Source organism: Salinicola acroporae (genome assembly GCF_003206615.1).
GTDB lineage: Bacteria > Pseudomonadota > Gammaproteobacteria > Pseudomonadales > Halomonadaceae > Salinicola > Salinicola acroporae.
In genome coordinates this window covers 166,123-187,579 of the sequence record NZ_PZJW01000003.1, presented here as the reverse complement: position 1 = coordinate 187,579, position 21,457 = coordinate 166,123, and the positions used below count along the sequence as shown (strand labels likewise).

The following is a 21,457-nucleotide window of genomic DNA, read 5'->3' as shown; positions in this document are numbered from 1 at the left end:
CCTGAATCCCGCCGGAGAGCGATTGACGATTCCCTTGACGATGAAAGGGAATAGAATTCCCTCCGGTTCGTCCTACAGCGACTTCCTTCGATACGCTGGAACCTCCATGAATCCACCCGATGACGATCAACTGCGTGAAATCCTGCCCCGTTTGCGGCGCTTTGCCGTGTCGCTGACCCACGATCCCAGCGATGCCGACGATCTGGTGCAGGCGACGATGGAAAAAGCGATCGGCCACTGGCAGCGCCGCCGCCCCGACGGCGATCTTCGCGCCTGGCTGTTTTCGATTCTGTATCGGCAGTTCCTCGACGGTCGGCGTCGCGCCGGACGCTATGCCCGGCTGCTGCAGCTGTTCACCAGCGAACCTCAGACCAGCGCCTCGGCGGAAGATATCGTCGTGGTCAATGCCAGTTGGGACGCCTTCGACCAGTTGCCCCCCGAGCAGCGGGCCCTGCTCATGCTCGTTTCGGTGGAGGGGTTGAGCTATCGCGAGGTGAGCGAAACCCTGGATATTCCGATGGGAACGGTCATGTCGCGACTCTCAAGAGCGCGTCGATCCCTGCGCGAGCTGGATGAAGGAGAATCACGCGAGAAGCGTCCGGCACCGTCACTCAGGAGGCTCAAATGAACCCGAATCAACCCACCGAACAGGACCTGCACGCCTATCTCGACGACCAGTTGGACGCCGAGCGCCGGCAGTGGGTGGCAGCCTGGCTCCAGGCCAATCCGGAGCGGGCGGCGGAACTCGAGGCGTGGCGTCGGGACGCCCAACACTTGCGCGCGCGCTACGCCAATCCGGAACAGTGGCCGGCCAACCCCGCACTCGATCCGGCTGCGATTCGCCGCCGTCAGCGAGCGGGGCAGCGGCGCTGGCTGGCCACGGCTGCCATGTTGGTCATGGCCCTGGGTATCGGCCTGACCGGCGGCTGGACGATGCGCGACATGACGAGTCCGGACTCGCCACCGCCAATGGCGGATGCGGTCCAGGCCTACCGCCTGTTCACCGCTGACGTTTCGCTCGACGGCCATGACGCCATCGACAAGGGCCATATCGTCGATGCCAATGACGCCACGGCCACCACGGCGCCTGTGCCGGCCAGCCACGGTCGGGAACAGATCGCCAGGTTATTCCGGGCCCATTTCAGCGACGGGATCATGCCGCCGGATCTCAGCGCCGCCGGCCTGGAGATGACCGACGCCCGTCTGCTTGCCACCGATCAAGGGCCCGCCGCGATGGTGGTCTATCGCGACCAGAGCGGACGCCAGATGATGATGTATATCCGCCCGCCGGGGGCCGGTCACCACATGCTGGAGCCGGGCAAGCGAGTCGACGGCAAGCTCATGGCGCAGTACTGGTCGAAGGGCAACTACAACTATGCCATCGTCAGCCAGCCCGACGATCCCAACGCCGCGATGCTGGAGCAGATGCTGCGCGAGAGTTGAGCCGTGCCATTCGCGTGAGATCGCTCACAGATCCTTGATCAGACGCAGGGCGTCGTAGATCGCGGCATGGGTATTGCGGTGCGAGATCGCATCGCCGATCCGGAACAGCTGGAATCCCCCGGCCGTGTCCACAGGTTTCACGATCGGCTGCGGGTCACCCACGATCAGCTTGTCGTAGTCCACCGCGCCCTGGTTGCTCGACAGCGGCTTGAGCGACTCGTAGAGATCCTCCATGGGCAGGGTGCCGAAGTTGACCACCACCTGGTCGACGCGGCGCTCCTTGCCCACGCGGGTGTAGTCGCTCTCCACCGACGCCACCAGTTCGTCACCCTCGCGCCGCAGCGCGACCAGGCGGAAGGTCGGCGTGAAGGTCGTATCGAGCACCTGCAGCGAACGCAGGTAGGGCACCAGGTTCATCGCCATCACCTCGGGCGCCAGCGCGCGGTCGGCGGTCATGTACTCGACCCGGGCCCCGCTCCTGGCGATGATCTCGGCGGCCTGCAGCGCGGTATGATCACCGGCATCGTCGTAGACCAGCACGTTGCGCCCCGGCTTGGCATGCCCCGAGAGAATGTCCCAGCCGGTCACCGCCAGTTCGTTGCCCTGGCTCAGCGCCTGCTCGTTGGGCAAACCGCCGGTGGCGACGATGACCACCTCCGGCGACTCGGCGATCACCTCCTCCTGCTCGGCGAAGACATTGAAGTGGAAGGTGACACCCAGCGCCTGACAGCGCTCGTAGCGCCAGTCGATGATGCCCATCATCTCGCGCCGACGCTCGCTCTGAGCGGTGAGGCGAATCTGCCCGCCCGGGGCGTCGGCGGCCTCGAACACCACCACCTCGTGGCCGCGCTCGGCGGCGACCCGGGCCGCTTCCATTCCCCCGGGGCCGGTTCCCACCACCACCACCTTGCGCCGCGTCGCGGCCGGCGCAATGGTGTGCGGCATGCTCGTCTCGCGCCCGGTGGCCGGGTTATGAATGCAGTAGGCGGCGCCACCCTGATAGATGCGATCGAGACAGTAGTTGGCGCCGACACAGGGCCGGATCTCCTCCTCGCGCCCCTCGATCACCTTGCGCATCAGGTGAGGGTCGGCCATGTGTGCACGGGTCATGCCGATCATGTCGACCTTGCCCGAGTCGATGGCGTGACGTGCAGTGGCGACGTCCTGGATCTTGGCACCATGGAAGGTGGGGAAGTCGATTTCACGCTTGATGTCGCCGGCGAAATCGAGATGCGGCGCGCTGGGCATGCCCTGGATGGGGATGACGTCGGTGAGGCCGGCATCCGTGTCGATGTGCCCCTTGACCACGTTGAGAAAGTCGATCAGTCCGCTGTGCTTGAGCCGGCGCGAGATCTCCATGCCGTCATTGGCGTCGAGGCCACCGGGCAGACACTCGTCACCGGTGTAGCGCACGCCCAGCAGGAAGTCGTCGCCGACCCGGTCACGAATTGCCGAGAGCACCTCGAAGGTGAAGCGCAGGCGGTTGTCCAGGCTACCGCCGTAGGGGCCGTTGAGTTCGTTGGTCAGGGGGGACCAGAACTGATCCATGAGATGGCCATAGGCCTGGATCTCGAGCCCGTCGAGCCCCGCGGCATGCATGCGCTCGGCAGCATCGACATAGTCTTGGATCACACGCTCGATATCCCACGGCTCGGCCTTCTTGGGATAGGCCCGGTGGGCGACCTCGCGGTGGTTGGAAGCCGATACCACCGGCAGCCAGTCGCCCTTGTCCCAGCGCGTGCGCCGTCCCAGGTGAGTGAGCTGGATCATCACTGCGGTGCCATGCTCGTGGCAGGCGTCGCTCAGCTCGCGCATCCATGGCACCACCTCGTCCTGGTAGGCGAGGATGTTGTTGAACACCGGCGGGCTATCGCGGGATACCGCCGCCGAGCCGGCGGTCATGGTCAGCGCCACACCGGCCTTGGCGCGCTCGACGTGATAGGCCCGATAGCGCGCCTTGGGCATGCCGTCCTCGGGATAGGCAGGCTCGTGGGAGGTCAGCATGACGCGGTTCTTGAGCGTCAGGTTCTTGATCGTCAGCGGCTGCAGCAGGGGATCGTTCTTCACGGTCAGGCACCCTTGTTATTGTGGGGTGAACTCCACGCTAGCGCCGCCTGTACACCAGTGTCAATTTAAATGACACTGGTGTACACGAAAGGTCAAGGCGGGTCTAAAACACCGGCCTCCGGCCTGCTACGCTCAGCATCCTGCCCACCGTCACCAAGGACTCATCGTGAAAGACGAACTCGCCAACAACCGCAAGGCGTGGGTCGATGCCGCCTATACGCTGTTGATCGGCGCCGGGGTCGGCGCGGTCAAGATCATGCCGCTGGCCAAGCAGTTGAAGACCTCGCGGACCAGCTTCTACTGGCTGTTCAAGGATCGCGAGGAGATTCTGGAGGCGCTGCTGGCGCGCTGGGAGGCGCAGAACACCCAGGCCGTCATCACCCAGAGCGAGCGCTACGCCGCTTCGATCGTCGAAGCTACGCTCAACGTCTTCGACTGCTGGTTCGATCCCGCGGTGTTCGATTCCGAATTCGAATACGCCATACGCAGCTGGAGTCTGCAGGACCCGGCGGTGGCCGAGCGCGTGCAGCGCGCCGACGCCGAGCGGCTGGCCGCGATCCAGGCGATGTTTTCGCGCTTCGGCTACCCCGCGCTGGAGGCGGATACTCGCGCGAGGACCGTCTACCTGCTCCAGATCGGTTACATCTCCATGCACGTACAGGAGAGCAAGGACACCCGCATCACCCGGGTCGCCGAGTACGTTCGCATCTTTACCGGTCAGCCCTGCACCGAGGCGGACCTGGCGCGCTTCGCCGACCGCCATCGCGCGCGCTTTCCCGCCACTGCACCAGCGGAATCCAACTAGGCTATCGTCTCGCTCAGTTGCTCGACCGCCTGCCTAATCTGCAAGATCAGCGCCTCATCCTGCGTGGCGTTGATCAACAGCGCCGCGCCCACCCAAGCAGCAACCAGCGCCAAACGATCACGTGACGGCGGATTACCGGTGAAGTCGGTGATCATCGCGCTGAGTCCCTCATCATAAGCTTGGCGGAAAGCGCTCGCCTGCGGACAGCGCGCAGCGTCTGACGAGAGCATCGCCATCGGGCAGCTCCGATCCGCCGCCTTGGGTTCGAGATAAAACGCGGTCAGACGCCGCGGCTGATCGGCATCGCTCGCGCCCGCAGCAGCGCTCAATGCTTCGCTCGCGCTCTCAAAAGCGTGACGACAGGCCTCGGCAGCCAGTTGTTCCTTGCTACCGAATTGCTTCGACAAAGCGCCTTGGGTCAGACCCACCGACGCCATCAGCTCTCGCACGCCGATACCGTTCAGTCCCTTTTCGCGGATGAGGGCGGACGCCGCCACCACAGCGGCTTCGCGATTGAGGGCGGCACGTTCCTTGGAAACTCGACTCATCTTTCGACTCTTTTTAGATGACACTCGTAATCTATCAGGCTAAATTGATTATGTCATTCGAGAAGTACGTCCCATAGTTTTCACTGGAGAAAGCCATGAAACTCAAAGATGCCGTCGTCCTCGTGACTGGCGCCAATCGTGGCCTGGGAAAGGCCTTTGCCGAGCGTGCACTGACGTTGGGCGCGAAAAAGGTCTATGGCGCAGCACGCAACCCTGATGGAGTAGCCATCCCGGGCGTGATACCGGTTCAAATGGACGTGACTTCACCTGACGAGGTGAAGATCGCAGCCAAGCGCTGCCATGACGTCACCCTTCTGATCAACAACGCCGGCATTGCCGACTCGCGCCCGCTTCTCGATGCTGAGGCGGAAATCGCCATGCAAGCAGAGTTGGCGGTGAATCTATTCGGCCCATTGCGTGTCACAAAGGCCTTTGCACCCGTGCTGAAGGCCAATGGTGGTGGCGGAATCATCAACGTGCTCTCGGTCGCCAGTTGGATCAATACGCCTTTTCTTAGCACCTACGGCGTCAGCAAGGCCGCGGCCTGGTCGCTGACAAATGGCCTGCGACACGCGCTCACCGAGCAGCAAACCCAAGTATTGGCGCTACATGTCGGCTTTATCGACACCGATCTCACCCGCGATCTAGATGTGCCCAAGACGGCTCCTGGCGAGGTCGTGGATACGACTTATGCAGCGCTCGAGGCGAATGCGAGAGAGGTGCTCGCCGACGAGATTTCACGAAGCGTGCATCAGTCGCTCTCCGACTCTCCCGAGATATACCAATTGCCTCTGGAGCGTTGATGGCAACGAATGCCAGGTTGTAGAGGTCGCCCTAGCCTCTTCACTGTATCCCTCCATCGTTTTGTCTCCCGGCCTTCCTCCTGCTCATTCAACGGAGAAGCGCCTAGGCGCTGTCTGAAAAGTCGACGAGCGAAGGCCAGGTAAGGCAAAAATCGGCGAAACCGGACCGGGCTGGTGCGCAAGCCGATGTTTAACGCCGCATGGGCGAGCACAGTACTTTTTAGACAGTGCCTAGCCCGGCTGCGCGGCCGGTGTTCATCACCCGCGACATTCCGCGCGAGTCGCTGGAGAGCCTGCTGGTGGCGGTGAGCTAAAGACGCCTCGTCTCGTACCTGCCGCCAGCACCCTTAAAATGGTTAACCATTAGTCTCAGCTTGGCAGTAGCCGATCCCTTCCAGCCCCCTGCCTGGACGTACCTCGCCGTAACAGACAGACGTCACTCAAGAATCCCGTAATTATCTGATAAACATAATCATTCTTTGGATATAGCGTGGCCGCTTCTTCCGTTCAGACGGGGTTGAGTCGATTCACCCGCTTCGGGTGATAGCGCTGCTGCGACCAAAGTCGGTCTTCTTTTCACTGCAGGCCCTCATTACCGTTAATTGGTCAACCAATTCACGGAACCCGTTCTATGCAGCCGGCTACCCACCGCGTGATCGCCCCCGCCGATATCCCCGCCCTTCGACGACGCGCCTATCGGATCCGTCGCCATGCGCTCCTCATGGGAGAAGTGCAGGGCCAGGGTTACGTGGGCCAGGCCCTGGGCATCGCCGACGTCCTCGCGGTCGCCTACTTCCATGCCATGAACCTGCGCGCCGACGACCCCGAATGGGAAGAGCGCGATCGCTTCCTGCTGTCGATCGGTCACTACGCCATCGCTCTCTATGCCGCGTTGATCGAGGCAGGCGTCATCAGCGAGAGCGAAATCGAGAACTACGGCAGCGACGACAGCATGCTGCCGATGTCGGGGATGGCGGCCTACACCCCCGGCATGGAGATCACCGGCGGCTCGCTGGGCCACGGGCTGGGAATCGGTGTCGGCATGGCGCTCGGCCTGAAGCGCAAGCAGAGCCATTCGCGCATCTTCAACCTGCTCTCCGACGGCGAACTCAACGAGGGCTCGACCTGGGAGGCCGCCGCCTCGGCCGCCCACTGGAAGCTCGACAACCTGGTCGCCATCGTCGATGTCAACGATCAGCAGGCCGACGACAAGTCGTCGAGCGTACTCGACTACGAGCCCATCGCCGACAAGTGGCGCGCCTTCGGCTGGACCGCGCTACGGGTGAACGGCAACGACATCGCCGCGCTGGTCGAGGCCTTCGATAGCGCACTGGAAAGCGCCGACGGCAAACCCTGCGTCATCATCTGCGACACCCTGATGGGGCGCGGCGTGCCGCTGCTCGAAGACCGCGACAAGACCCACTTCATACGCGTCGACGAAGACGAGTGGCGCATCGCCCTGAAGCAACTCGACGATACCTATGCCCATTCATCCCACGCCGCAGGGAGCGAGCACTCATGACGACCCAACCGCGACTCAAGACATCCGCGATGATCGCTTCACTGGCGGCGGAAGGTCAGCCGACCACCTCGGCACCCTTCGGCCACGCCCTGGTCGAGGCGGCCGCGGCCGATGAGCGTATCGTCGGCATGACCGCAGATCTGGGCAAGTACACCGATCTACACGTCTTCGCCCAGGCCTATCCCGAGCGCCACTATCAGATGGGGATGGCCGAGCAGCTGCTGATGAGTGCCGGTGCCGGCATGGCACGCGAGGGTTTCATACCGTTCGTGACCACCTATGGCGTCTTCGCCTCACGCCGGGCCTATGACTTCATCTGCATGGCGATCGCCGAGGAGAAACTCAACGTCAAGATCGTCTGCGCGCTGCCGGGCCTCACCACCGGTTACGGGCCGAGCCATCAGGCGACCGAGGATATGGCGATTTTCCGCGGCATGCCGAACCTCACCATCGTCGACCCCTGTGATGCGGTGGATATCGAGCAGGCTACCCATGCCATGGCCGCCCACGATGGGCCGGTCTACCTGCGTCTGCTGCGCGGCAAGGTGCCCCGCGTGCTCGATCGTTTTCCGGACTACCGCTTCGAGATCGGCAAGGCGCGCAGACTCATGGATGGCGAGGATGCCCTGATCGTCTCCTCCGGGCTGATGACCATGCGTGCCGTCGAAGCGGCCGATCTCCTCGCCGAGCGCGGCATGCATGTAGGTGTCCTCCATTCCCCCACCATCAAGCCGCTGGATGCGCAGACGATTCTCGAGGAGATCCGGCGTCATCCCCAGCGTCCCGTCTACGTGGCGGAGAATCACTCCGTCATCGGCGGGCTGGGCGAGAGCGTGGCCGCACTCCTGATGAATACCGGCGTGCACCCGGAGTTCCACCAGATCGGGCTGCCGGACACGTTTCTCGACGCCGGCGCACTGCCCACCCTGCATGACCGCTATGGCATCTCGACCCAGGCAATGGTGAAGACCCTGGCGTCCCGGATCTCGCTCACGCACGCCAGCTGAGCCGAAACGCGCCACAGCGAGGACTTCACCACATCCCGTCAGCAACCATGAGCGCAACGACAATGATTAAAGCGATTCTGAAAGCGATCCCGACAGAGACCCTGAAAACCACGGCCTTGGTTGCCGCTCTCGCCGCCACCACGCCGGCGCTGGCAGCGCAAACCCTGCAACTGGCCCACAACGCCGCCGAGGGCAATCCCAAATGGGAAGCCTCCGTGCGCTTCGCCAAGCTCGTCGAGGAGGGCACCCACGGAGAGATCCACGTCGATGTGGGTGGCAACGCCCAATACGGCGACGATATGGAAGCGCTGACCCTGATGCGCATGGGCAGCCTAGCGTTCAGCGCCAACAGCCAGGGCCCGGTGGCGAGCATCGTCCCGCAGTTCTCCGTGCTGGGGCTGCCGTTTCTGTTCGATTCGTTGCCCACCGCCTGGAAGGTAATGGATGGCGAGGTCGGCGACGAACTCAAGCGCCTGGCGCAGGAACAGGGGCTGGTCCTGCTGGCGATGTGGGACAACGGCATCCGCCACGTCAGCAACAACGTCCGCCCGATTGAGAAGCCCGCCGATCTGAAGGGGCTCAAGATCCGCACGCCGCCGGACGAGATGACCGTCGATATCTTCGACGCGCTGGGGGCGACGCCAACCCCGATGAACTTCTCCGAGCTCTATATCGCGCTGCAGCAGGGCGTGGTGGATGGCCAGGAAAACCCGCTGATGAACATCTATTCGTCGAAGCTCTATGAAGTGCAGAAGTACATCTCGCTCACCGGCCACAAGTACGAGTCCACGCCACTGCTGATGAGCAAGATCGTCTGGGACGGACTCTCTCCCGAGCAACAGAAGGTCATCCAGAACGCCGCCATCGAAGCCGGAAAGTACAACCGGCAGGCCTCGCTCGCGGCCGACAAGGAGCTCCGCGCGAAGATGGAGCAGGCGGGGGTGGCGTTCAACGAGGTGGATCAGGCGCCTTTCATCGAGGCCACGCGCGGCGTCTACGATGCCTGGCGGCAGAAGTACCCGAAGATGGTCGACATGGTCGTCGAAGCCGCGAAAAACGCGTCACAGTAAACGGGAGCGTTCGCCATGTCTGATGTCATCGCAGGAAGGCATGGCGAACCGGGGCATCCCGGTTCGCCACCACTGCGCCTGAAAGCCGCGATTCATCACCTGTTCAAGTGGCTCGGCATTCTCTCGCTGCTGGTGATGTTCGCCACGCTGCTGGCGGCCGTGTTCGTGCGCTACGTGTGGGAGACGAATCTCGACTGGACGTCGGAAGTCCCCAACATCCTGTTTCCGTGGCTCACCATGTGCGCGATCGTCGCGACCGCAGCCAAGAACGAGCATATCGGGATCGAGGCAGTAGTCGAACGGCTGCCGCAGCCGCTGCGACGTGTGATCGGGCTCGCGACCAACCTGCTCGCGGTCGTCGCCTTCGCACTCATCGCCTGGCACGGGCTGGACGTGGTCGCCATCGCGGGCGGCCAGCGCCTGCCCATTACCGGCATCGCCATGTCGTGGTCCTACTGGTCGGTCGTCGTCGGCTTTACTGGCCTGGCACTGGTTTCCCTGCTCAACGTTCTCATCGCGCTCGACCGCCGGTTGACGGTCACCGAGTCGCTGGCGACCCACGGGGAGAAAGCCTCATGACGGTCAACATGTTGATCTCCTTCGTGCTGCTCATGCTGATGGCGATGCCGGTGGGCTATTCGTTGGTGATCAGCGGCTGGACGGCGCTGTCGGTGTTCGGCTCGATGCCTTCGAGCATGGTGGTGATGAAGATCTTCCAGCCGACCCAGAGCTTTCCGCTGCTAGCGATTCCGTTCTTCGTGCTCTCCGGCAGCCTGATGATGTCCGGCAAGCTGGGGCAACGCCTGGTGGCGCTCGCCTCGATGCTGGTCGGCAAGTACCCCGGCGGGCTCGGCCAGGTCAACGTGGTCGGTTCGACGATCTTCGGCGGTGTTTCCGGCTCTGCCGTTGCCGAGGCGTCGGCGCTGGGGTCGATGCTCATCCCCTGGCAGAAGAGAGAGGGCTACCCTGGCGCCTTCGGCGCCGCGGTCACCGCTTCGTCGTCGGTGATCGCCGGTCTGATGCCGCCGTCGATCCCGCTGATCCTGTTCGCCACGGTCTCCAATGTCTCCATCGCGGCGCTGTTCATTGCCGGCGTGCTGCCGGCGCTGATGCTCGCGATCGGGATGATGACCGCCTGCTACGTGACCGGAAAGCGCCGCAACTTTCCCCGCCTCACCTTGAAGTACACCGCACAGGAGGTCCGGAGCATCCTGATCACCGCACTGCCCGCCCTGCTGATGCCGGTGATCATTCTGGTGCTGCTGCGCACCGGTATCGCCACGCCCACGGAGGTCAGCATCATCGCCGTGGCCTACGCGCTGATGGTCAGCGCGCTGATCTACCGCGACCTGACCCTCGCCCGCGTGGTCGCCGCGCTCTCGGGCACGGTGATGACGACCGGCATGGTCATGCTGATCATCGCCGCCGCCAATATCATCGCTTACATCCTTACCAGCGGTGGTGTGCCCCAGGCGGTGGCCCAGTGGGCGGTGGACACCCTCGGCAATCCGATCCTGGTCATTCTGGCGATCAACCTGCTGCTGCTGTTCATCGGCATGTTCCTCGATCTACCGGCGGCGATCCTGCTGCTGGGGCCGACCCTGGTCTCGATCGCCAACGCCATCGGCATGGATCTGGTCCAGCTCGGCATCATCATGTGCGTGAACCTGAGCATCGGGCTGTTCACACCCCCTATCGGTACCACGCTGTTCGTCGCCTCGGCCATCGCGCGCGAGCGCATCGGCAGCGTCGTGCGCGAACTCATTCCGTTCTATCTCGTTGCGATCAGCGTGCTGCTGCTCGTCTCGTACGTGCCCGCAATGATCCTTTACTGAGGAATCCTGATGAAGAGAGTCGCTGTTGCAGGCCTGGGTGCCATGGGCTGGCCCATGGCCGAGAACCTCGACCAGGCCGGGCTCGAGGTACTCGCTCTGGACGCCCTGAGCGAGCGCGCCGACGCCTTTCACCGCCAGGCGTCCGGTCACAAAGCCGCTATCGATAGCGTCGAGGCGCTGGTGATCATGGTGGTCAACGCCGCGCAGATTCGCGCGCTACTGTTCTCGGATGTTCTCGTCGCCGGTGGGCTGGTATCCCAACTGCCCGCAGACGCCTGCATCGTGCAGATGTCCACCGTCGCGCCGGCCGATGCCGCAGCGCTGGCCGCCGAGGTCGCGGCCGTGCGGCCGGATCTTCATTACGTGGATGCCCCGGTATCGGGCGGCGTGGTGGGGGCGAAAGCCGGCACGCTCAGCATCATGGCCGCCGGCGAGGCGCCATCACTCGCGCGCTGTCATGTGCTGTTCGACATCCTCGGCCAGGCGATCTTCGAGGTGGGCGATCGCCCCGGGCAGGGCGCGGCCATGAAGGCGGTCAATCAACTGCTATGCGGGGTGCATATCGCAGCGGCGGCGGAAGCGCTGGCCCTGGCCGAGAAGAGCGGCATCGACCGGCAGGTCGCCCTCGAGCTGGTCCAGGGGTCGGCCGCCTCGAGCTGGATGCTGCGCGACCGTGGCCCGCGAATGGTCGCACCGCCGGGGGAGGTCACCAGCGCCATCGACATCTTCTGCAAGGATCTGGGCATCGTCTGCGACGCCGCCGGCTCGTCGCGGGCCTACACGCCTCTCGCCCACAGCGCGCATCAGCTCTTCGTGGCCACGGCCGAGGGCGGTGAGGGCCGCCTGGACGACAGCCAGTTGATCCGCACCTATCGCCGGCTCAACGGCTGCGACCCCGAGGGAGGCACCCAGGCATGAGCGCGCTTTCGTGTTCCGTCAGCACCGCGGCCTACGACGGTTACGGCTTCGACCGTATCCTCCCGTCCCTGGCTCGCTGCGGCGTGCGCCAAGTCGAGTTCGCCTTCATCGACGGCTACGTGGAGACGTTCACCGATGCCGATCTGACCCTGGCACTGGCCGACGACCTGTGTCGCGAGATGCGCGGTCTCGATCAGCACTGCCGCTACTTCTCCGGCCATATCGATCTCGGCCTGGACAACGCCCCGGCGCGACTCGAAGCGCGCTGCCGATTCGCCGCAGCACTCGGCGCCAAGTTCGTCATCACCAATGCCGCGACGCTCGGCAACCGGGCACGCTTTCTCGCCAATGCCGAGCGGATGGGTCATATCGCGCGCCACCATGGCGTGCGCATCCTGCTCGAGAACCCCGGCAACGGTGAACCCAACATGCTCGATCACGCCGGCGACATCCCGGCGCTGATGGCCACCCTCGATGATGCGACCTTCGGCATCAACTACGACTGCGGCAACCTGCTCTCGCACCAGCCCGCACGCTCACCCGAGGCGGACATCGAGCAGGCCCTGCCACTAGCGGATCACTTCCATATCAAGCCCTGCCACCGCACGGCCAACGGGTACGACTTCACCGAACTCGGCGACAGCGATATCGACGAGGCCCGCGTGCTCCGCGCCCTCATGGCCGCCGAGCGGCCGTTCTCGCTGGAACTTCCCTTCCGGCTCCACCGGGACCCCCAGGCGCAACCCTGGCGGGACGACAAGCCACTGCCTCTCGATTTGATCGAGGAAAAACTCGGCCGTTCCCTCGAACGGCTCGACAACCTTCAATGATGCCTGGAGATACCCGCATGCTTCTCGACAACAAAGTCTGCCTCATCACTGGCGCCGCCGGTGCCCGTGGCATCGGCTTGAAGACCGCCAGACTATTCCACGAACACGGCGCCAGCGTCGTCATTTCCGATATCGACGAGGCGGCCTGCGAAGCAGTACGCCAGGCGTTCGACCCTGAGCGCTGTCTGGTGGTGGTGGCCAATGTCACCCGCCGCGAGGAGTGCCGCGACGTGGTCGAGCGCGCGCTCGAACGATTCGGCAAGATCGATGTGCTCATCAACAACGCCGGTATCACCCAGCCGGTGAAGTTCGAAGAGATCGACCCCGAGGGCTACGACCGCATCCTCGACGTCAACCTGCGCGGTATGCTCTACATGTCCCAGGCCGTGGTGCCGCACATGAAGGCAGCGGGCGGTGGCGCGATCGCCAACACCTCTTCGGTTTCCGCGCAACGCGGTGGCGGTATTTTCGGCGGCCCCCACTACAGCGCCGCCAAGGCCGGGATGCTGGGCCTGGGCAAGGCGATGGCCCGCGAGCTGGGCGCCTTTGGCATTCGCGTCAACTCGGTGACGCCCGGGCTGATCGATACCGACATCACTGCCGGCAAGTTGACCGAGGAGATGAAGGCTCCGATCCTCGAGGGGATTCCACTCAAGCGGCTCGGTCTACCCGACGATGTTGCCAACGCATTCCTGTTCCTGGCCAGCGACCTCTCCAGCTATATCACCGGTGCCACGATCGATGTGAACGGCGGTATGCACATTCATTGACATGCTAAGCTGCCGCCGACCTCTTTCGACCGACGGCAGCGACTGGAACGCCTATGAGCGAGATTGATTCCGACCTTCTGGCCAAATTGCACGACTTCGTTTCGGTATCGGAACTGTCCCGCGATGGACGTCTGAAACTCCCGCCGGAAAGAACGCTGTGCGAGCGCTTCTCGATGCATCGCTCATCGGTCAGGAATCTGCTGTCGGTGCTCCAGAGCCTGGGATTCATCGAGCGCCGCCAGGGTTCGGGCACGTTCCTGAAAATGCCCGAACCCGTCTTCATCCAGCTCTACTTCGAACTGGCCCTGAAGCTGAACTATATCTCCGTCGATCACATGGAAACGGCGCGGGAGATGTTCGAACGCGAGATCATCCAGGCCGCGGCGACGCATCACACCGCCCAGGAGCTGGAGACACTGGAGCAGCTCTGCGAGCGCATCGTCACCACCACGGATATCAACGACGGCCTCCAGGCCGACTACGAGTTCCACGAACAGCTGGCAATCATGGCCGGCAATCCAGCCATTCTGATCATTTTCCAGGGACTCTCGTCGGTGCTGAAAAAAGTGCTCCACCACCGCCGCGTACTCGCGCGCCAATCCCCCCAGTCCCTCAAGAAGACCAACGAAACCCATATCGCCATCGTCGCGGCGATCAAGGCGAGGGACCCCGACCTGGCGCGTCAGGCCATGTTCGATCACTTCGAGACCTGGAACCAGCAGACGATGCGCTCGTATGCGGGTAGCTGAGATGCATCGCCTACTCCAGCACGTCACCGTGGCGCGCTACTCCACCGTTACGCTCTTGGCCAGGTTGCGTGGCTGATCCACGTCGGTGCCCTTGAGCACGGCGACGTGGTACGAGAGCAGTTGCAGCGGCAGGGTGTAGAGAATCGGTGCGAGCACTTCGTCGATCTGCGGCAGGTGGAGCACGCGCAGGTCGGCGGCGGCGGTCAGCCCCACGCCTTCGTCGGCGAAGACGAACAGTTCACCGCCGCGGGCGCGGACCTCCTGCAGGTTGGACTTGAGCTTCTCCAGCAGCTCGTCGTTGGGCGCCACCGCGATCACCGGCATATCGGCGTCGACCAGCGCCAGCGGACCGTGCTTGAGCTCGCCCGCCGGATAGGCCTCGGCGTGGATGTAGGAGATCTCCTTGAGCTTGAGCGCGCCCTCCAGGGCGATCGGAAACTGGGTGCCACGGCCCAGGAACAGCGCATGGTGCTTTTCGGCGAAGGCTTCCGAAAGTTCGGCGATCGGGCCATCCATCTCCAGCGCCTGTTCGAGCAGCGCCGGCAGCCCGCGCAGGGCCTGCACCAGCGCCGTCTCGCGGGCATCGCCGCGCTCGCGGCGCAGCGCCAGGGTCAGCAGCAACAGCGCCACCAGCTGGGTGGTGAACGCCTTGGTCGAGGCGACCCCGATCTCCGGACCGGCCTGGGTCATCAGTGCCAGATCCGATTCACGGGTCAGCGAGCTGCCCGGCACGTTGCAGATCGCCAGCGCGCCGAGATAGCGCTGGCCGTCCGTGCGGCCCTTGGCGTAGCGCAGCGCGGCCAGGGTATCAGCGGTTTCGCCGGACTGGGAGAGGGTGACGAAAAGGGTATTCTTCGGCACCACCACCTCGCGGTAGCGATACTCCGAGGCGACCTCCACCTGGGTCGGGATGCCGGCCAGCTTTTCCAGCCAGTAGCGCGCCACCAGACCCGCATGATAGCTGGTGCCGCAGGCGATGATATGGATCTGCTCGACGCGCTCGAACAGTGCATTGGCGTCGACCCCGAAGCTGTTCTCCAGTACCCGGCTACCGCTGAGGCGCCCCTCCAGGGTGGCGGCGACTACCGCCGGTTGCTCATGGATCTCCTTGAGCATGAAGTGGCGATACTCGCCGCGGCTGGCGGCGCCGTCACCATGTTCGAAGACGTGGGCTTCGCGCTCGACGCGTTCGCCGTCGGCACTGTGGATCTCGATACCGTGGGCGTCGGAGAGGCGCACCACGTCGCCCTCCTGCAGATAGATGAAGCGGTCGGTGACCTGCAAAAGCGCCAGGGCGTCGGAGGCGAGGAAGTGCTCGTCGATCCCTACGCCGACCACCAGCGGGCTGCCCTTGCGCGCGCCGACGATCTCGCGCGGCGCCTCCACGTGCATCACCGCCAGCGCGTAGGCGCCGTCGATCCGGGCCAGGGTCGCCTGAACCGCGGCGAGCAGATCACCGTGGGCGTCGAAGGCGCGTTCGAGCAGATGCGCCACCACCTCGGTGTCGGTCTCGGAGTGGAAGGTCACGCCTTCGGCCTCGAGAGCGCGCTTGAGCGGTTCATAGTTTTCGATGATGCCGTTGTGCACCAGCGCCAGACGGCGTCCGGCGACGTGCGGGTGGGCATTGGCCTCGGAGGGTTTGCCGTGGGTCGCCCAGCGGGTGTGGGCGATACCGATATGCCCCTTGAGATCCTCCGCAGCGAGCTTCTCTTCCAGCGCCGCGACCTTGCCCAGCGCGCGCCGGCGTGCCAGCGCACCATCGCCGCCCAGCACCGCCATGCCGGCGCTGTCGTAGCCGCGGTACTCGAGCCGCTTGAGCCCTTCCAGCAGGATGCCCTGCACGTTGCGCGCTGCCAGCGCGGCGACGATTCCACACATGTCCGATGTCCTCGAAGCTATTGGGGCGCGTCGGCGACCACCAGCGTCACGCCCTGGGCCTCGATGGCGGCGGCATCCGCCGTCGCGAGGCGCCAGTCGGTCACCAGGGTGTCGATACGTGCCCAGGGGAGTTCCAGATTGGGAATACGGCGGCCGAGCTTGTCGGCCTCGACCATCACCACCACTTCACGCGCGACCTCCGCCATCACGCGGGTAAGGCCGAACAGCTCGTTGTAGGTGGTGGTGCCGCGGTCGATGTCGATGCCGTCGGCACCGACGAAGAGCTGATCGAAGTCATAGGCGCGCAGCACCTGTTCGGCGACCTGCCCCTGAAAGGATTCGGAGTGCGGGTCCCAGGTGCCGCCGGTCATCAGCAGCGCCGGCTCGGGTTCGAGCTCACGCAGGGCGCCGGCCACGGCGAGCGAATTGGTCATCACCACCAGCCCGCGCAAGCCGCCGAGCTCACCGATCAGCGCCGCCGTGGTGGTGCCGCTGTCGACGATGATGCGGTTGTGCTCGCGGATGCGAGCGCGGGCCGCCCGCGCGATGGCGCGCTTGTGGGGCGAGAGCGTCTGCGCCGGTTCGGCCAGCATCTCCTGAGGTAGCGGTGCCGCCCCGCCGTAGCGGCGCAGCAACAGGCCGCTGCTCTCCAGTGAGGAGAGATCCTTGCGCACCGTGACCTCGGAGATGGCGAAGCGCGACGCCAGCACCTCGACCGGCGTCTCGCCATGGGCGTTGACGTAGGCAAGGATGGCGTGACGTCGCTGGGCGGTATCGCGTTTCGGCATGGCGTGAGTTTCGAATTCCGTTTTTAAGTTTCGATTCGAAAGATAATAGGTTCGAATCAAAACCCAAACGCATCATCGGGTCAAGCATCGGTGCTCGGCGTCGGCGCGAAATGACGACGAATAGAGCGACCGTGCACAGAACAGTGAGGTCGTGCGAGGCGGGAAAAAGCGGGTGTGGACAACACAAGGCACGGGCCACGCTGCCTTCCGGCTGTGGATAGATCGCTTCGACGTGCCTGCCTCTCAGCGCAAGAGCAGGCGATAGCCGATCCCGGCCTCGGTCTGGATCAGCGCGGGGGTGTCCGGGTCGTCGCCAAGCTTCTGGCGCAGCCGGCTGATGACGATGCGCAGATAGTGGGTGTCATGGACATGCACCGGCCCCCAGATATCCGACAGCAGTTGGTGCTGGGTGATGACCCGATCGGGCTGGCGGGCGAGCGCGGCCAGCACGCTGAACTCTCGCGGCGTGAGGTGAATGCTCTCGCCGTGCCGGGTGACCCGGCGTCCGGCCAGGTCAATGACCACGTCGCCGAGGCTGAGCCCTTCGCCGGCGGTGCCGGGCGTAGCCTTGCGCAGCGCCGCCCGCACTCGTGCCAGCAGTTCCTGCACCCCGAACGGCTTGGTGATGTAATCATTGGCACCGGCATCCAGGGCGGCGACTTTCTCCGCTTCGCTGGCCCGCACCGAGACCACGATCACCGGCACCTCGCTCTGGGCCCGCAGGGCGTCTAGCACCTCCATGCCATCCATGTCGGGCAGCCCGAGATCGAGCAGCACCAGATCCGGACGCTGGCGGTTGAACGCCGCCATCCCGGCATTGCCATGCTCCGTTTCGACGACCTCGAACCCTTGCGAGGTCAGGCTGATGCGCAGAAATCGCCGGATCTGGCGCTCGTCCTCGATCAGCAGAATGCGCGGACCGTGCTGGCCGGGCGTCGAATCGCTCATGGCTCAAGCCCCGTGGGTGGTTGCTGCATGCGCTGCCTTCTCGTTGTGGGTTGGACGTTAGATCCCGCTTTCGCTGGCATTCTCGACGCCGTCCCCGACTGTCGCTTCCTCCGCTGGCGGCGTCCAGATCGGCAGCAGGATCCGGATCGTGGTGCCCTGCCCCCATGCTGCCGGGCCGGCGCTGATCTCGCCACCGTGGGCACCGATCATGCCACGGCAGATAGCGAGCCCCAGGCCGCTGCCCTGAGGACCGCGATCCCCCTCGCCACCGCTGAAGAACATGTCGAAGATACGCTCGCGCAGCGCTTCCGGAATACCCGGCCCCTGGTCGCTGACCTGGATCGCGATGCGATCGGCCTCCCGCTCCGCGGTGATCCGCAGCCGACCGCCCGGCGGCGAGAAGCGGGCCGCATTCTCGATGACGTTGATCAGCGCCTGTTCGATCAGCGCGGGGTGTACGTAGAGCAGCGGCAGGTCGGCAGCGATGTGGCGCTCGATATCGAGCGTTTCGACCACCGAGCCGAGACGCTTCAGCGCCGAGGCGACGATGTCCGACAGCGCTACCCAGTCCCGCTCGAGCTTGAGCCCACCGTGACCGAGTCGGGTCATGTCGAGCAGGTTCTGGATGTAACGGTTGAGCCGCTCGCTCTCACCGAGAATGCCATCCAGCAGTTCCTCCCGGTCGCCATCGTCGAGCTGCGACCAAAGCTCCCGCAGCGAACTGGCCGAACCGATGATCGAGGCCAGCGGCGTGCGCAGATCGTGGGAGACCGACGACAGCAGCGCCGAGCGCAGGCGTTCGTTTTCCTCCGCCAGCCGGGCGGCGCCGAGATCGGCGACCAGCCGGGTGCGCGCCAGCGCGCTGGCCAGTTGATTGACCAGACTGTCGACCAACGCCTCTTCGGCGACGCCGAGCGGCTGTTGGCGATCGCCCAGCGCCAGCCCCAGTACGCCGCGCGTGGCACCACTCCCGCCCACCGGCAGGAATCGCCAGCGCTGGGCGCTGAGTGTCTGGGTACCGTGCCCGCTCGGCTTGCCGTGCTGGTGGGTCCAGCGGGCGGCCTGGAGCGCGGCGGGCTCGAGGGCGAGGCTTCCCGGATAGGCGGCGGTGGCGCGAGGCGCCTCGGCCGGATCGTCACTCTCGACGAATACGCAGGGTAGCGCCAGCGAATCGGCCAGTGCCTTGAGCGCGATGTCGCGAACACGATCATGATCGGCGGCCCCCGCCAGCGCACGTGAGATCGACAGCATCTCCTGGATCTGGTGACGACTCTGGCGCAGCGCACCGAGCTGTCGACGCACCTTGCCCGCCAGTTGGCCCGCCACCACGGCCACCAGCAGAAAGATCACCAGCGTCAGGATCTGGTCCTGCTGGATCATCGCCAGGGTGAAGCGTGGCTCGGTAAACAGGAAGTTGTAGGTCAGGGTGCTGAACGCCACCGTCAGCATCGCCGCCCGGGTACCGGCACGCAGCGCGCTCGCCAGCACGGCGGTCAGAAAGATCAGCGACAGGTTGGCCAGCTGTACCTGGGTCGTGAGCAGCTGTGCCGCCAGCGCCGCCAGCGCGGTCGTCGCGATCGGCCACAGCCATTCGCGGGCCTGCGGCCACTGCCAGCGTGGCCGGTAGCGCCGGGCGGGGTTATCGTCATCGGCCAGCACGATCAGATCGAACGGCGGGCGCCGCGCCAACAACCGCTCCACCAGCGGACGCCGCCACCCGCTCGCGGGCCAGCCGATCTCGCTCGAGACTCGACCCGCACGGCGACCCGCACCGCCACGCCCGATCATCAACGCGGTGATGTTGTGACGCGCGGCATGATCGAGCAGCTCCGCCATAGGATCGTCGCCGCTCAGGGTCTCCCAACTGCCGCCAAGCTGCTCGGCCTGCTGACGCAGATTGCTCGATTCGCTCTCGGTGGTCGGATCGGCGTCCCGCAACGGCGTCAGTTGCACCACCTGCCACGGAGCCTGATGGCGCTGTGCCCAGCGGCTGGCGGCCCGCAGCAGGACGTGATCGACCCGGCGGCCTTCGACGACGACCAGCAGCCGCGCCCGTACCGGCCATGGGCCGGCGACGCCGCTGGCATCCATCACCTGACGAACGTCGGCGTCCAGCCGCTCCGACATCACTCGCAACGCCAGCTCGCGCAGCGCCGTAAGGTTGCCCGGGGAGAAGTAGTGCTCCAGCGCAGCGCGTGCCTGCTCGGGAACATAGACCTTGCCCTGCTTGAGCCGCTCGATCAGTTCCAGCGGGGTGAGGTCGATCAGAGACACGTCCCGGGCCCGGGCGATCAGGCGATCGGGAACGGTCTCGCGCATGCGGATGCCGGTGATCCGGGCAACATCGTCGTTGAGACTCTCGATGTGCTGGACGTTGAGCGTGGTCCAGACCTCGATCCCCGCCTCCAGCAGCTCCTCGATATCCTGCCAGCGCCGGGTGTGGCGCCCGCCGGGGATATTGCGGTGGGCCAGTTCGTCGACCAGCAGGATCGCCGGGCGCCGGGCCAGCGCCCCATCGAGATCGAATTCATGAAAGGTGCGCCCGTGGCGTTCCCTGGGCGCCAGCGCCAGATTCGGCAGGCCGTTGCAGAGCCGCTCGGTCTCCTCGCGACCGTGGGCCTCGATCACCCCCAGCACGATGTCATCCCCGGCGTCGAAGCGCTCCCGCGCGGTGCGCAGCATGGCGCTGGTCTTGCCAACGCCGGGGGCGGCGCCGAAAAAGATCCGCAGCGCGCCACCGGCGCGGGCCCGGGTGGTATCCAGCAGTGCGTCCGGGTCGGGGCGGCGCATGGCAAGAGGCTCATTCACGGTACGATCTCCCTTGGTCACTCGCCCGTCCGGGACACTCCTGCGGGCGGTTGATGTCTCGCGAATGGCGTTACTCGCGCCCGTCCAGCGCCAGATTGAGCGCCAGCACGTTGACTCTCGGCTCGCCAAGGTTCCCGCGATCACTATAGCGCTGGACCAGCGCCGTGACAGCCGACGGCGCCAGACCGCGCACCCTCGCGATACGCGCAACCTGAACGGCGGCCGACTCGGGGCTGATGTGCGGGTCGACCCCGGAACCCGAAGCGGTCAGCAGATCCGCCGGTATCCGCCCCGGCGGGACTCCGTCGCGGGCGGTGATTCGCTGGGCGTCGGCCTCGGCACGTTGCCGCAATGCCGGGTTGCTCGGCGCCAGATTGGAGCCAGCGACGGCATCGGCGGCGTAGTCGACCGCCGAGGGGCGACCCTGAAAATAGCGGTCGCCGGAGAATTTCTGGCCGATCAAGGCGGAGCCGACGACCCGGCCTTCCCGGTCGCTCAGCAGGCTGCCGTCAGCCTGGTGGGGAAACGCCAGTTGCCCCAGGCCGACGATGACCAGCGGATAGAGCAGACCGAGCAGCCCGGCCATGAGCAGGGTGAAGCGAAGTGCCGTCACTGCGCCGCCGGTGTTGTCGCGGCGGGTGCTGTTCAGGAACGAGGCGAATGACATT

General features: G+C 65.0%; 20 protein-coding genes. 13 read left to right on the top strand and 7 right to left on the bottom strand.

All coding sequences use genetic code 11. The features are described 5' to 3' along the window. The first annotated feature begins 106 nt into the window (after window positions 1–106). Together DOM54_RS04950 and DOM54_RS04945 are read left to right on the top strand one after the other, a co-directional pair. A complete protein-coding gene (locus DOM54_RS04950) occupies window positions 107–628 on the top strand; it encodes an RNA polymerase sigma factor (protein WP_110715274.1) in 522 nt (173 codons plus the stop codon). Next, window positions 625–1,443 (top strand): anti-sigma factor family protein, encoded by an 819-nt coding sequence (locus DOM54_RS04945; RefSeq protein WP_110715273.1) that lies wholly within the window; start codon window positions 625–627, stop codon window positions 1,441–1,443. The genes DOM54_RS04950 and DOM54_RS04945 overlap by 4 nt, the downstream gene beginning before the upstream one ends. A 24-nt stretch (window positions 1,444–1,467) precedes the next feature. Here the strand turns inward: DOM54_RS04945 and DOM54_RS04940 are convergent, their stop codons facing one another. Further along, on the bottom strand, window positions 1,468–3,510 hold the full coding sequence (locus DOM54_RS04940; RefSeq protein ID WP_110715272.1) for an NADH:flavin oxidoreductase: 2,043 nt from the start codon (window positions 3,508–3,510) through the stop codon (window positions 1,468–1,470). Window positions 3,511–3,676: 166 nt separating this feature from the next. On the opposite strand from DOM54_RS04940, the gene DOM54_RS04935 reads away from it, so the two are divergent. After that, window positions 3,677–4,315, top strand: coding sequence for a TetR/AcrR family transcriptional regulator (locus DOM54_RS04935; protein WP_110715271.1), 639 nt, complete (start codon window positions 3,677–3,679; stop codon window positions 4,313–4,315). On the opposite strand, the gene DOM54_RS04930 is transcribed toward DOM54_RS04935, so the two are convergent. Beyond that, window positions 4,312–4,863, bottom strand: coding sequence for a TetR/AcrR family transcriptional regulator (locus DOM54_RS04930; RefSeq protein WP_110715270.1), 552 nt, complete (start codon window positions 4,861–4,863; stop codon window positions 4,312–4,314). The genes DOM54_RS04935 and DOM54_RS04930 overlap by 4 nt on opposite strands. 95 nt (window positions 4,864–4,958) lie before the next feature. Here DOM54_RS04930 and DOM54_RS04925 point away from each other — a divergent pair, with 95 nt between their 5' ends. From DOM54_RS04925 to DOM54_RS04880, 10 genes are all read left to right on the top strand, one after another. Then, on the top strand, window positions 4,959–5,666 hold the full coding sequence (locus DOM54_RS04925; RefSeq protein WP_110715269.1) for an SDR family oxidoreductase: 708 nt from the start codon (window positions 4,959–4,961) through the stop codon (window positions 5,664–5,666). Between the two features lie 631 nt (window positions 5,667–6,297). Continuing rightward, window positions 6,298–7,188, top strand: coding sequence for a transketolase (locus DOM54_RS04920; RefSeq protein ID WP_110715268.1), 891 nt, complete (start codon window positions 6,298–6,300; stop codon window positions 7,186–7,188). Then, window positions 7,185–8,195: a transketolase family protein gene (locus DOM54_RS04915; protein WP_110715267.1), complete on the top strand. Its 1,011-nt coding sequence runs from the start codon at window positions 7,185–7,187 to the stop codon at window positions 8,193–8,195. Before DOM54_RS04920 ends, DOM54_RS04915 begins: the two co-directional genes overlap by 4 nt. A gap of 62 nt (window positions 8,196–8,257) precedes the next feature. Continuing rightward, a complete protein-coding gene (locus DOM54_RS04910; protein ID WP_110715266.1) occupies window positions 8,258–9,265 on the top strand; it encodes a TRAP transporter substrate-binding protein in 1,008 nt (335 codons plus the stop codon). A gap of 15 nt (window positions 9,266–9,280) precedes the next feature. Next, window positions 9,281–9,844 (top strand): TRAP transporter small permease, encoded by a 564-nt coding sequence (locus DOM54_RS04905; protein ID WP_110715265.1) that lies wholly within the window; start codon window positions 9,281–9,283, stop codon window positions 9,842–9,844. Continuing rightward, window positions 9,841–11,100, top strand: coding sequence for a TRAP transporter large permease (locus tag DOM54_RS04900; protein ID WP_110715264.1), 1,260 nt, complete (start codon window positions 9,841–9,843; stop codon window positions 11,098–11,100). Before DOM54_RS04905 ends, DOM54_RS04900 begins: the two co-directional genes overlap by 4 nt. A gap of 9 nt (window positions 11,101–11,109) precedes the next feature. Next, complete coding sequence (locus DOM54_RS04895; protein ID WP_206019017.1) at window positions 11,110–12,018, top strand: NAD(P)-dependent oxidoreductase; 909 nt, start codon at window positions 11,110–11,112, stop codon at window positions 12,016–12,018. Beyond that, entirely contained in the window at window positions 12,015–12,848 is an 834-nt protein-coding gene (locus tag DOM54_RS04890) for a sugar phosphate isomerase/epimerase family protein (protein WP_110715262.1), read from the top strand. The genes DOM54_RS04895 and DOM54_RS04890 overlap by 4 nt, the downstream gene beginning before the upstream one ends. Before the next feature lie 17 nt (window positions 12,849–12,865). Further along, window positions 12,866–13,618 carry an SDR family NAD(P)-dependent oxidoreductase gene (locus DOM54_RS04885; RefSeq protein ID WP_110715261.1) on the top strand — a complete coding sequence of 251 codons (753 nt, stop codon included), beginning with the start codon at window positions 12,866–12,868 and terminating at the stop codon, window positions 13,616–13,618. 53 nt (window positions 13,619–13,671) lie between these two features. Then, on the top strand, window positions 13,672–14,367 hold the full coding sequence (locus tag DOM54_RS04880) for a FadR/GntR family transcriptional regulator (RefSeq protein WP_035475432.1): 696 nt from the start codon (window positions 13,672–13,674) through the stop codon (window positions 14,365–14,367). A 36-nt stretch (window positions 14,368–14,403) separates the two neighbouring features. Here the strand turns inward: DOM54_RS04880 and glmS are convergent, their stop codons facing one another. The 5 genes from glmS to kdpC form a co-directional block, all read right to left on the bottom strand. Beyond that, window positions 14,404–16,245: a glutamine--fructose-6-phosphate transaminase (isomerizing) gene (glmS, locus tag DOM54_RS04875; RefSeq protein WP_110715260.1), complete on the bottom strand. Its 1,842-nt coding sequence runs from the start codon at window positions 16,243–16,245 to the stop codon at window positions 14,404–14,406. Between the two features lie 17 nt (window positions 16,246–16,262). Then, complete coding sequence (locus tag DOM54_RS04870) at window positions 16,263–17,033, bottom strand: DeoR/GlpR family DNA-binding transcription regulator (protein WP_110715259.1); 771 nt, start codon at window positions 17,031–17,033, stop codon at window positions 16,263–16,265. Between the two features lie 243 nt (window positions 17,034–17,276). Beyond that, window positions 17,277–17,981, bottom strand: a complete 705-nt coding sequence (locus tag DOM54_RS04865; protein WP_110715258.1) for a response regulator — start codon at window positions 17,979–17,981, stop codon at window positions 17,277–17,279. Window positions 17,982–18,038: 57 nt separating this feature from the next. Continuing rightward, window positions 18,039–20,789: a sensor histidine kinase gene (locus tag DOM54_RS04860; RefSeq protein WP_240613771.1), complete on the bottom strand. Its 2,751-nt coding sequence runs from the start codon at window positions 20,787–20,789 to the stop codon at window positions 18,039–18,041. 70 nt (window positions 20,790–20,859) lie between these two features. Continuing rightward, window positions 20,860–21,456 carry a potassium-transporting ATPase subunit KdpC gene (gene kdpC / locus DOM54_RS04855; RefSeq protein WP_110715256.1) on the bottom strand — a complete coding sequence of 199 codons (597 nt, stop codon included), beginning with the start codon at window positions 21,454–21,456 and terminating at the stop codon, window positions 20,860–20,862. Between the last annotated feature and the right edge of the window lies 1 nt (window position 21,457).